This is a genomic window from Marinomonas colpomeniae (assembly GCF_014803385.1).
Taxonomy (GTDB): domain Bacteria; phylum Pseudomonadota; class Gammaproteobacteria; order Pseudomonadales; family Marinomonadaceae; genus Marinomonas; species Marinomonas colpomeniae.
The window spans coordinates 45,508-57,857 of sequence record NZ_JACYFC010000008.1 but is presented as its reverse complement, the minus strand read 5'-3'; the positions used below and the strand labels follow the sequence as shown (position 1 = coordinate 57,857).

The window sequence follows — 12,350 nt, the reverse complement described above, 5'->3', positions numbered from 1 at the left end:
ACCTTAACCTTTATCCATAATTTTACTACCATAGTCTTCCATTAGTTTCTTCAAAGTTAATGCACTAAAGTCAGATGCATATGCTTGATAGCCATCTTCCTTAGTCTCATCTCCATGATCACAGACTCCTTTTAGAGAAAATACTTTGGGAGGATTAAATGCTTCATGTGCAGCAAAGTAAAGACCATAAATTTCCATCTCTACCCCTAGTACCTTGCGATTTTGCTGTATGATATCTTCAATAAACTTAGAATCAGCTATAACTGCAGAACCACTAGCTATAGGTCCCGTATGAATTTGAGGACGTTTACTCTCTGGATGCTTATCAACAAGACTAAGCAGAAAGCTACTATCTTCTGCGACCTTGCTTATATGTCGCCCAACATCACTAGCAGCATGAATCTGATGAGGATCAATTAGAAAACGAGCCTCGCCATGCTCCGGAGAGTTCATTCGTTTGCCTGTTTGATAATCCCACACAGAAGTAGCATATATTAAATCACCCAGCGCGGTTTTCCCTCTAATACCTGCACAAATCCCTGTCATAGCGACAACCTTAGGATTTAGACGGGCAATAAGTGCTGCAGTAAGGGACGACGTAGCCACCATTCCCATCTTGCTAGCATGACAAGCTCCTACAGTATACCTTTTGCCTCCAGAGTGAAACGAGCCGATATGAAGATCAAATTCATTACCAAACTCCTTTAATTCCCACTCCCAAGGTAAACATAAAACAGATTTTAACTCAGGAGTTCTTAGGGCACATATAACTAATAAGTCAACTTCTATTGTTGCTGAATTATTTACGATACCCTTTTGGTACTTAATCAAGTTCCCGATTATTTCCAGCCATGATGATTTGTTTTGTTCATACTTAACTACTTTCCACCCTTGGCCATCCATTAAATTCACAGCGTCTTTAGATGCCTCTAAGTCTGAAGTAAGACCAACAACACTTCCAGGTTTTAATAAATCATCTCCTACTGTAATCTCTTTAATCAAATCCATTGAATTCTGAGAGCTAATCTGATTTTCCCACTTTTCTTTCGGTAAAAGAAGGTCTAGTATCATTAGATCAAACTGACAATCTTCAAGTTTTGAAATGGCATCCGAAGAAGAATTAGCTATAACTATATCTTCTAGATTCATTCCTTTTTCTTTTAAGCTAACAATTAACGCTTCATATCTACTAGAAGAATCATCGACAATTAAAACTTTCAATTTATATCAACCTATGTTCTGAAACTATTCTCTTCATCTCATTTTTCCACTCATTTGTCGTAGTGTTAAAATGGAGTACACCTTTTAGAAAATCACCATATTTATCTATTAATTCAATCCTCAGTTCATTCAGCCCAACCATTTCACCACTTTCTTTCAAAAATGAAGGGTACCCTGTAACAACAACGGTCGGACAAAAGTTATCTTCAAGATACATGTTTCTGAGAATTTCAATCCCTCCAAAGCCTTGAGGACGACCACCAGTTTCGTGATCAGATATATCAAAAGTTGGTAGAGACATATCTAAAATAATCAGGTCAGGACTTTCATCATCAAGGTAATCTATTGCACTGGAAACAGACCTACTTTGATCGATATTAACATTATCGATCAAATCAATAAAAAAAGATTTGATATGCTCATATTTTGGAGACTCATCCTCAACTATCAATATATTTTTTATAGCCATTTCCCCCTCCTTAAAACTCGCCTATTGGACTAACTACTTTAATGTAAAAATCACCATCATCGAATCCATAATCCAGCATAGCACCATCAACACCACTCAAAGATGCAGCAATTTTAATAATTCCACTTTTACCTTCTTTCTTAGTTCTACTTGACAAATCACCCTTACTAATGAAATCTTTTATTTTTAATATTTCCTTTTCATGCTTTGATAAAAGAGAAGTAGCTACCGAGCTTTTAAAGTCTATTATCAATGAACTATCTCTTATTTCTGATAAAAGACTTATTTTCGGTCGCTCCAGACCAGAATGTTGTTTTGCATTATCAAACAAGATAAACAAAACATCATTTATAAACACAAGATTTTCACCAATCATCTGAACCTCTCTGTCAGATGAAACTTTCAATTCCAAATCAGGTGAAAATGAATTAAATAAACTTTTAATTCCATCAACAGAGATATTAATCATTTCCTCTAAACTGAAAGTAGTTTGAATATCTTCAGATGCTGCAGGGGTGAACCAACGAATAACCTCATCTAATGAGTGCTGCACAGCAGTTGATCTCTCAGATAATACCCTATCAAACTCATTAAATTCAGGATCGCGCCCAGCAATTGAGTTCACTTTGCTTCTAAAATCATGGGCTATATTCGCTAATTTCGCTTTAAATATGTTATCAACATATTCTCTAGTTTCCTGAAGAGGAACTGCTAATAGTATATTCAATATAAAATTCAAATAATCAATAAACTCGTCTAAAGTCTCAGATTTAGACAAAGGATCATATATTATTTTCTGAATTGAATATGCATATTTAATTTGAATTAGACCTTCAGGATGTTCCTTTGACCTGATATGCAACTTTTCATCTCTAAATGAGAAGATCTCTTTATCAAACTCTTCCGAGAACACCTTAAAACAATCATCCAACTTATTGATACTTTTTACATCCAATGCCTTAAACCTTTGCATCCAATATGAGTTCGATTGATATCCTTTATCTTCTGCATCTTTGTTAACAATCAAATCAGAGAATTCGTAGTGACTTCTAATCAAACCAACAAAAGACTGGTGCCTTATCCTTTTACTCAGATAATAATCAAGTCCAAAACTAGAGTTTGTTAAAAATTGATATACAAACTTATTTACTATTTCAAAAAGTAAGGAGTTGGCTTCATTCTTTTCATAAAGGTCAATATCAAAATCGACATCCTCTTCAGAACCAGTATAATCAACTCCGCTATCATCAAAGTCCATATCCGGATTTAATCCGCTTATATCTTTAAATCTATAGTAGTCTTCCGATATATTCTTCTTAGCCCATCTTGATAATGAGTCACTATCTACATAGATCCGAGTAGAATCAAGAAAGCGTCTACCTTCTTGAAGCTGAATCTGTTTTTTTATCAACAACATCTCATCTTGGTACACTGCTTTATTAGACGAATTAAAAGCGATAAGTTTTTGGCAAATCTCAATCCTTTCATTCAATACATCAACAGTACTATTTATAGCTTTTAGAGAGTCAATTACAGAAGGAATACAAACTTTATTTAAGAAAAATATATACAAATCTTTAGATAAGCCTGCACCTTCAAAAGTAAGCTCAGATGGTTTAGCACAGCCAAGTTTTTTTATTGCGTTCTTAAAAAAATATCGAAGATCTGTAAAGCTTTCCGTTGATTCACTTCGTACCCAATCATTATAAAGAACAATTGGTGATAGTAGTAATGGTGATGAAATTTTGTAATCGTTAGTATCTAGTTCTCTAATTGCCTCTGTTATGGGAAGAAAAGACTTAATTGTTTCTTCAGAACAGCATTCATTTGAGACAAACTCCATAACTTCTTTGCTTTTATCTAAATTATAAAGACACTCTAGCTTCAACGAAGAAATACAAAAATCTATAAATAAAATATCCCCTTCAACTAACTCTAAATTAACAACCCCTTGTTCATAATCTCCTTTTTGAATAAATTTTCTCACTTCAATTATTTTATATATTTCTGTAAATTTTAATTTATTAAATATCAATTCAAGACTGACATCATATGCCATAAATAGCTTATTCAATAACGGAGTTTTGAAACTACTTCGAAAAATATCATTAAAAAAACCTAATATCATTTGAGAAAGATCAAATCCATCAAAATTAACAAGTTCCTTAATAACTTTTGAACAATCTAATCGGACATCTTTCCTTTCAGAAAAAATATCTATAACCAAATCAAAAACAGGGAAATGAAAACCATTAAAATATTTATCATATTCAGGCTTTAGCCTTAAACAAAACATCAAGAAGAACAAAAATTCATTTGATGGGTTGTCTTTATAAAGAGAAATCAACTTTGTAAAAAAATAATCAAAACCAATATTCAAACTACCAATCAATTCTTCAGAGAAGTTCAATCTCATGCTATAAAAACAATCAATCACATCAAAATCTTTTTTATAAAATGCAGGAAATGAACATTTTAATTTATTTATAACCTTCTCATAAGTTATAAAAAGGTCTGTCACAGAGTTACTTTGCTCTATTTTAAGTATCCCTGAAAGACTATCTTTATCATCAGGTAGTATTCCTGAAATGGAGTACCTTAAGTATGAGTTTGCACTTTCATCTAGCTCTGATTTCTTTAACTGCTTACTTAAATTATCTACTATGTTTTCTATGCTAGAGCGATCTTCATTTCGGACACTAATCATATATAGAATATAATTTATTAGCCCTGGCCCAACATCATTTCTATAATCCTGAGTCAACCTTTTCTGCTCTTCTAATCCTTTTAGTTTTTGATAAAGAGCTATTTTAAGCTTCATTCCCCATAGAGAACGCCCTTGATTATTTTCTAGTTCATCTATTTCATATAATGCATCTAGATACTGTTCATTTAAAAAAAGGCTTTCTATTTTTTTCCTAGACAATATAAAAACACTCAACTCTTTTGAATATTTTTTCAAATAACAAGAAACCCAAAAAATCTCTTTTTCAAGAGGCATCTCTGGTGCATCTGTATATATTCGACCTATTGCGTATTTTTTACCTTGCTTGGATTTATAAATTTCAGGAAGCCTCGACAAAAGTTCATAGCTCCAAGATAAAAAGCTCTCATAGTCAGACCGATTCAAGCTTATTCTGGAGTCAATTAGGTATGACCTATAATTAAAGCTGAATTCTCTTGTATTCACGAAATTATTCTTAAACCTCGGATCTTTCTTCCTTAAAGCCCCTTCAAAACCACGAACTTTATTTTTAATTCCTTTAAACTTATTACTCAAGATAAAACTCCATTTTAATCATTAATGCTACCTTTTCAGGAATGATCTATTTATTGTATCAATTAACTTTGATTGGTCTAGCTTAGTCATATCGACACTACACATCATGTAGAATAAAACAGGTCAGAGTTAAATTAACACCAATAAGAAGTGAGTCTGCTATCGCCTATCAATCAGAAACATACGAAGCTATTCTTTCTAAACTTAATATAGCCCTATCAAAAGTTATCTGTTGGTCATCATCAGCATAGGACATTGCTTCTGCAAACTGACGATATTCTTGAGCATACAAGAGGTCTGATTTTAGTCTATCTATCATGATGCCGATACTGTCCACAAAGCCAATGTTCACATCACGATTTGGTATATCTTGGTCGCCTTCAAACGAAGTGATGGCAATCAATTTGAACTGCAGTGCATGCTGTGAAATTTCATGTTCAAGTGCACACAAATCATGAATATGTCGAACCAATGTAGGATCATCATTTATATTGGTTCTATCACGTTTAAGCACTCTCCAGGTTAAAGCACTCAGTTTATCTGCACCAATTTCCACAGACTGCATACATGAAATACTTGTCTCGGCAGGTTCGCCTAAGTATTCATTTATCATAGAAATAATTGGTTTTGAGACAGGAGGCAGTCTAGGAGGAGTAAAACTAAATTCTAGCTCTAAATCTGTTCTTAGGGCGTCGTGGATAGACGTATTTTTACGATAGCTAAGAGGGAACTTAAAGTATTTTCCGCTTTGCTGTAGAAGCTCTTGATTAAACATTAAAAAATTTTCGATACTTAGTGAGCGTATCAAACACTCTCTCAATTCCCTTTTAGCATTGCGTCTCTGTCCCTGTGAAAGTGAGCCTATATAGTGACAGCGAAAGTCGAGATCTTCAGAAAACCTTTGAATTAGTCCATGTCCTTTTGAAAGGCTAGTGCCGCCTGAGAATATCGTTTGGATATTTTCATTCTCAGATATATTTGAAGATATTAGCTTTAATGCTTGAACGGCAAACCAATCTTTCTCAATAAAAGCCTCACTTACATTTCGCTGCGAGGCTACTTCCTGAATCAGACCTGGTTCTGGAATATTATGAGACACGTTGATACTTAATTGTTGATCCATTTAAACTCATACGTCTTGTTACTCGCCCTTTAACCGCTATAACACGACCAGTAGGAACTTGAGTGGTTTGATTTTGATTATACTGTGTCTGCTCTTTGGAGCTAATAACCTTAACATTTAACTTATTCAACGCTTCTACCGCTAAATCCGTTAAAGGCCTTACAGGTAAAACCTTTCCAGTATATTTGGATACTTTCGCTTTTGCGTATAAGCCTTGCCCAAAACGAATCAAACGTTGTTCAGACACAAGTTGTCTTAATGCTCTTCCTATCTGATCTCTATCTGAAAGGTCAAAAAAATCACTAGGCGTAAAGACATCAGATTTACTCCGGATAACACGATAATTAACCTTACTTTTAAGCGTTTTGCTAGCCATCTAAAACCCTCCTTTGAAAGTCACCTAAGATACAAAAATACGACAACGATACTTACAAATATACGACACGTGAGACAACTATACAACCTAACATCACCTACAAAAAAGCCCCGCGTATGCGAGGCTTTGAAAGTTTTTCTAAACGAACTTAAATCAACCTTTTTAAAATATGTATATTTTAAAAAGGAATGTCATCATCGAAGTCGTCAAAGTTTGGCGCTTGTTGTGGTTTTGGCTCTGGTGCTTTTGGTGCTTGTTGCGGAGCACGTTGAGGCGCAGCTTGTGCAGGAGCGCGTTGCTGTGGAGCCGCTTGAGCTGGCGCTTGTTGTGGTGCATTGCCCCAACTACCAAAAGACTGTGGTTGTGGCGCAGCTTGTTGTGGTGCTTGCTGAGCTGGCGCTTGACCGTATCCACCTTGAGGCTGATTAAAACCTTGTGGTGCTTGTTGAGGTGCAGCTTGTGCTGGCGCTTGGCCATAGCCACCTTGTTGAGGTGCTGCTTGTGCAGGCGCCTGACCGTAACCACCTTGACCCGCTGAATCGTACCCGCCTTGCTGACCCGCATTGCCGCCGTCACTACGACCATCTAATAACTGCATTTCACTAGCAACGATTTCTGTTGTGTAACGTTTGATGCCGTCTTTTTCCCACTCACGTGTACGCAATGAACCTTCCACGTAAACTTTTGAGCCTTTCTTAATGAAATCGCCAGCGATTTGACCAAGGCGGAAGTTACCGCGATCCATAAACGCAACACGATGCCATTCTGTACGCTCTTGCATTTGGCCTGTTTGCTTGTCTCTCCAGCTTTCTGTTGTTGCAAGGCTCACGTTTGCAACAGCTGCACCAGATGGCATAAAACGCACTTCAGCATCATTGCCTGCGTTACCTACTATGATCACTTTATTTACTCCACGAGCCATGATGTTCTCCAACTAAAAATAGAAATAATATTCTTTTAAAAAGATTCTGTTTAAAGAGCTACTTGAGGCGCTAAACGCTTCAATGTGTCTTTATCTAATATTTTCTTATCGACTTTAAGATAAGCAGTTTGCTCGTCTTTAAAAATTTGCATGCCTTCCACTCCTTGGACTTGCGTAAGTTGATCTGCCAATTTGGTTATTTCTTCTTCCGTTATATTCGGCAGACTAAAAGCTAAGCTGCTTAACTGACGAGGTGCAGGCTGTGTTAAACCAACCAATGACCATGCTAAAAACACAACACCCACAACCCAAAACACACCGCTTTGGGAGTAGTTTTGCAGCAACCAACCACCACCGACGCCACCTAAGAAGGTACCTAAAAATTGATGCGTAGAAAACACACCCATGGCCGTTCCGCGATAACCAACGGGAGCCAATTTACTAATGAGTGAAGGAAGTGTCGCTTCCAATGCATTGAAGCCAACAAAATACACCCAAAATAGGATACCAAACCACCAAAGGTCAGGTGCCCATTGTAAAAATATTGAGCTTGTTCCTAATAAAACCAGCACTACAACCAGTACGCCTTTCATCTTGCCTTTTGATTCAGCAATAACCACTAATGGTAGCATACCTACGAAAGCAAAACCCATCACCAACATGTAAAACCAACTGTGTTCTGACAAGGGTAAATTGAATTGATTAATCAGTAAATCAGGTACAGTAACAAACAATGCCATTAGGCTTGCATGCAATAATAATACACTCACGTTTAAGAAGCGCAGTTTTGAATCTTTTAATACCGAGCCCAATGCCTGCAGGCTGGGTGTCGTGTCTCTACGAAAAGTATGCTGAACAATATTAGGCACAGCAAAAATGATTAATACTATCCCTATTAAAGATAAAGCAAAGGAAAGGTAGAAGAGACCAGACAGCCCTACTAGAGCAAATATCCAAGGACCAAATATCAAAGACAACATGAACGAGGCACCAATACTAACACCAACGAGGGCCATGGCTTTGGTTCGATTTTGCTCTCTTGTTACATCGCTTAATAGCGCCATCAGTGTGCTCGCAATTGCGCCTGCACCTTGCACTGCTCGGCCAATGATTAGGGTCGTGATATTATCTGCATTTGCACATATCAAACTGCCTACGGCAAACAACAAAAGCCCGATGACAATGACACGTTTTCGGCCAATTTTGTCAGACCACATTCCCATAGGAATTTGCAGGCTGGCTTGTGTCAAACCATAGATACCAATAGCGGTGCCAATTAAGGCCGCGTCGGCACCAGTAAGCCCATCGGCCGCAACGCTGATGACTGGTAAAATAAGAAACAAGCCTAGCATTCTAAATAAATAGATAAGCGCTAATGCAAGTACTGATCGACGTTCTAGTAAGTCCATAATGGAATAATAACCACTTAACTTAGGGGTTAAGGAAAAAAGATGTCTATTTTACTCAAAATACCGTTGAAGCTCTATTTCAACTACTGTAAAAATAGACAGTTATTTAATTTACTGGCAGATTCATTTCTGTTGATCAATTTTACATTGGAGACTCATGGATACCATTACCATACGCGGAGCCCGCACCCACAATCTGAAAAATGTGGACTTAGACATCCCAAGAGACAAACTTGTGGTGATAACTGGACTGTCTGGCTCGGGTAAATCCTCTCTCGCATTTGATACTTTGTACGCAGAAGGCCAACGTCGTTATGTAGAGTCTTTATCTACTTATGCTCGCCAATTTTTATCTATGATGGAAAAGCCAGACATTGACCATATTGAAGGTCTGTCTCCTGCTATCTCTATCGAGCAAAAATCGACCTCTCACAACCCTCGATCAACAGTCGGCACAATAACAGAAATATACGATTATCTACGACTGTTATATGCACGTGCCGGACAACCTCGTTGCCCAGATCATGGTGAGCCTTTAGAGGCGCAAACCATATCACAAATGGTCGATAAAATTATATCTCTACCTGAAGAAACTAAGATGATGTTGCTTGCACCTATCGTCAAGGATCGCAAAGGTGAGCACTTACATACCATTAGCGATTTGTTATCAAAGGGCTTTATTCGAGCTCGTATAGACGGCATCGTTGTTGACTTAGATGATGCGCCTGCATTAGAAAAAAACAAGAAGCATACGATTGAGGTGGTGATAGATCGCTTTAAAGTACGCTCAGATTTACAGCTACGCCTTGCTGAGTCGTTTGAGACTTGCTTAGGTTTATCTGACGGTATTGCTAAAGCTCTAAACATGGACGATGAGAAGGAAGAGTATATCTTTTCAAGTAAATTCGCTTGTCCTGTATGTGGCTACAGCTTAACGGAGCTTGAACCACGACTGTTCTCGTTCAACAATCCGAATGGTGCTTGTCAAACGTGTGACGGTCTTGGCACACATCAGATGTTCGATCCAGATCGAATCATTCAAGATGAGACGCTGACGCTAGCAGAAGGCGCGATTCGTGGTTGGGGACGTCGCAGTATATTTTATTACCAACAACTTACTGCATTAGCGAAGCATTATGGTTTTGATATTGATGCAAAATATCATGACATACCAGAAGATTTTAAAAAACGCGTATTACAAGGTTCAGGAAAAGACAAAATAGATTTCGTTTATATTAATGAACGCGGCGACAAAATGACTCGCTCTCATTCTTTTGAAGGCGTTATCCCTAATTTGCAACGCCGCTATCATGAAACGGAATCCGACAGTGTTCGTGCCGACTTATCTCAATATATTAGCGTTCAAGCTTGCCCAGAGTGTCATGGAGCTCGATTGAATCGTTCCGCTCGCAATGTATTCATTTCTGAACAAACACTGCCAGAAATAGTTACATACCCTATTGCTGAATGTTTAAAGTATTTCGAAACGCTTGAACTCCCTGGAGCACGCGGCGAGATTGCCTCAAAGATACTCAAAGAAATTAGAGATCGTTTAACTTTCTTGGTAAATGTCGGCTTGGATTACTTAACCATTGACCGTAAGGCTGACTCTTTGTCTGGTGGTGAAGCGCAGCGTATTCGACTTGCTAGCCAAATTGGCGCTGGACTCGTTGGCGTTATGTACATTCTTGATGAGCCTTCTATTGGTTTGCACCAACGTGATAATGAACGACTAATTGCTACTTTGACTCGACTTAGAGACTTAGGCAATACGGTCATTGTGGTTGAACATGATGAGGACGCCATTCGCGTTGCTGACTTTGTAGTGGATATAGGACCAGGCGCTGGGGTTCATGGTGGAGAGATTATTGCCAGCGGTACACCTCAAGACATTATGGATTGTCCAGAATCTATCACAGGGCAGTACTTAACAGGTAAACGCCGTATTGAAATTCCGACTATTCGCCATAAAGCCAAAGACAATATGTCTCTTAACTTGATTGGTGCAACAGGTAACAACCTGAACACGGTTGATTTAAGGATTCCTGTTGGTGTGATGACTTGTGTGACGGGTGTTTCCGGATCTGGCAAATCAACCTTGGTAAACGGTACTTTATACCCTCTTGCGGCGACAGCGTTAAACGGAGCAACAACGTTAAAAGCAGCGCCACATGAACGCATTGAAGGCATGGATTTATTTGATAAGTGTGTAGACATTAATCAAAGCCCTATTGGTCGTACGCCTAGATCTAACCCAGCGACTTACACGGGCATATTTACACCAATGCGAGAACTGTTTGCTGCTACACAAGAAGCGCGCTCACGTGGTTATAAACCAGGTCGATTCAGTTTCAATGTGAAAGGCGGACGCTGTGAAGCTTGCCAAGGTGATGGCGTCATCAAGGTAGAGATGCATTTCCTTCCTGATGTTTATGTTCCTTGTGATACCTGTAAAGGCAAACGCTATAACCGCGAAACGCTAGAGATTCACTACAAAGGCAAGAACATTCGCGAATGCCTTGAAATGACAATAGAAAATGCTCGTGAGTTTTTTGACCCTGTGCCATCTATCGCTCGAAAGCTACAGACACTCGTCGATGTTGGTCTAGGTTATATTCGCTTAGGACAAGCCGCGACAACTTTATCGGGCGGTGAAGCTCAGCGCGTAAAACTGGCGAAAGAATTGTCTAAGCGAGATACAGGCACTACTTTGTATATCTTAGATGAGCCAACCACTGGATTACATTTCGCCGATATTGAACAGCTTCTTAAGGTTCTACATCGTCTTCGTGATCATGGAAATACAGTTGTGGTTATTGAGCATAACCTGGATGTTATCAAAACAGCCGATTGGGTTGTTGACCTGGGTCCAGAGGGTGGTAGTGGTGGCGGTTACATTGTCGCGGAAGGAACGCCTGAAGATATTGCTGAAGCTAAAAACTCTCATACAGGGCGATTCTTAAAGCTAATGCTTAAATAGGCTATAGGTTGCGTTAAGGCTCTGATAAAAAAAATACCTGATGGAAGTATTTCCATCAGGTATTTTTTTTATCAGCCAGCAATAGCCTTGTACATGCATTAGAGGCATAGACACAAAATTCAGGCACAAAAAAAGCCGAGCTTGTTAAAGCTCGGCTTTTTTATTACAAACTGATTTTACTCAGCAGCTTCTGCAACTGGTCGATCGACCAATTCAACATAAGCCATAGGTGCATTATCACCTGTACGGAAGCCACATTTTAGAATGCGAACATAACCGCCAGGACGATCTTGGTAACGAGGACCAAGCTGCGTAAATAATTTACCTACTGCATCTTTGCTACGAGTACGAGCAAAGGCAAGGCGACGATTCGCTACAGAATCAACTTTCGCCAATGTAATCAATGGCTCAGCAACACGGCGTAATTCTTTTGCTTTAGGCAACGTAGTTTTAATAACTTCGTGCTCAAACAAGGAAACTGCCATATTTTTAAACATCGCTTTACGATGTGAGCTAGTACGGTTTAAGTGACGACCACTCTTACGATGACGCATTTTATATTCCTTACCA

General features: G+C 38.3%; 9 protein-coding genes. 1 reads left to right on the top strand and 8 read right to left on the bottom strand.

The genetic code is table 11. From position 1 onward, the window contains the following. Positions 1–3: 3 nt before the first annotated feature. The 7 genes from IF202_RS16655 to IF202_RS16625 form a co-directional block, all read right to left on the bottom strand. The gene (locus IF202_RS16655; protein WP_191596045.1) at positions 4–1,221 is read right to left on the bottom strand and encodes a phosphorylase family protein; all 1,218 of its coding nucleotides are present in this window, start codon (positions 1,219–1,221) and stop codon (positions 4–6) included. A gap of 1 nt (position 1,222) precedes the next feature. Further along, positions 1,223–1,690, bottom strand: a complete 468-nt coding sequence (locus IF202_RS16650; protein WP_191596044.1) for a response regulator — start codon at positions 1,688–1,690, stop codon at positions 1,223–1,225. Positions 1,691–1,700: 10 nt separating this feature from the next. After that, positions 1,701–4,970, bottom strand: coding sequence for a hypothetical protein (locus IF202_RS16645; RefSeq protein WP_191596043.1), 3,270 nt, complete (start codon positions 4,968–4,970; stop codon positions 1,701–1,703). 169 nt (positions 4,971–5,139) lie between these two features. Then, the gene (locus IF202_RS16640) at positions 5,140–6,093 is read right to left on the bottom strand and encodes a nucleotidyl transferase AbiEii/AbiGii toxin family protein (RefSeq protein ID WP_191596042.1); all 954 of its coding nucleotides are present in this window, start codon (positions 6,091–6,093) and stop codon (positions 5,140–5,142) included. Continuing rightward, the gene (locus IF202_RS16635; protein WP_191596041.1) at positions 6,059–6,469 is read right to left on the bottom strand and encodes a DUF6088 family protein; all 411 of its coding nucleotides are present in this window, start codon (positions 6,467–6,469) and stop codon (positions 6,059–6,061) included. Before IF202_RS16635 ends, IF202_RS16640 begins: the two co-directional genes overlap by 35 nt. A 178-nt stretch (positions 6,470–6,647) precedes the next feature. Continuing rightward, positions 6,648–7,391 carry a single-stranded DNA-binding protein gene (gene ssb, locus IF202_RS16630; protein ID WP_206705546.1) on the bottom strand — a complete coding sequence of 248 codons (744 nt, stop codon included), beginning with the start codon at positions 7,389–7,391 and terminating at the stop codon, positions 6,648–6,650. 50 nt (positions 7,392–7,441) lie between these two features. After that, a complete protein-coding gene (locus tag IF202_RS16625; RefSeq protein WP_191596040.1) occupies positions 7,442–8,800 on the bottom strand; it encodes an MFS transporter in 1,359 nt (452 codons plus the stop codon). Positions 8,801–8,957: 157 nt separating this feature from the next. Here IF202_RS16625 and uvrA point away from each other — a divergent pair, with 157 nt between their 5' ends. Continuing rightward, entirely contained in the window at positions 8,958–11,780 is a 2,823-nt protein-coding gene (gene uvrA / locus IF202_RS16620; RefSeq protein WP_191596039.1) for an excinuclease ABC subunit UvrA, read from the top strand. A 176-nt stretch (positions 11,781–11,956) separates the two neighbouring features. On the opposite strand, the gene rplQ is transcribed toward uvrA, so the two are convergent. Further along, on the bottom strand, positions 11,957–12,334 hold the full coding sequence (gene rplQ / locus IF202_RS16615) for a 50S ribosomal protein L17 (protein ID WP_191596038.1): 378 nt from the start codon (positions 12,332–12,334) through the stop codon (positions 11,957–11,959). Between the last annotated feature and the right edge of the window lie 16 nt (positions 12,335–12,350).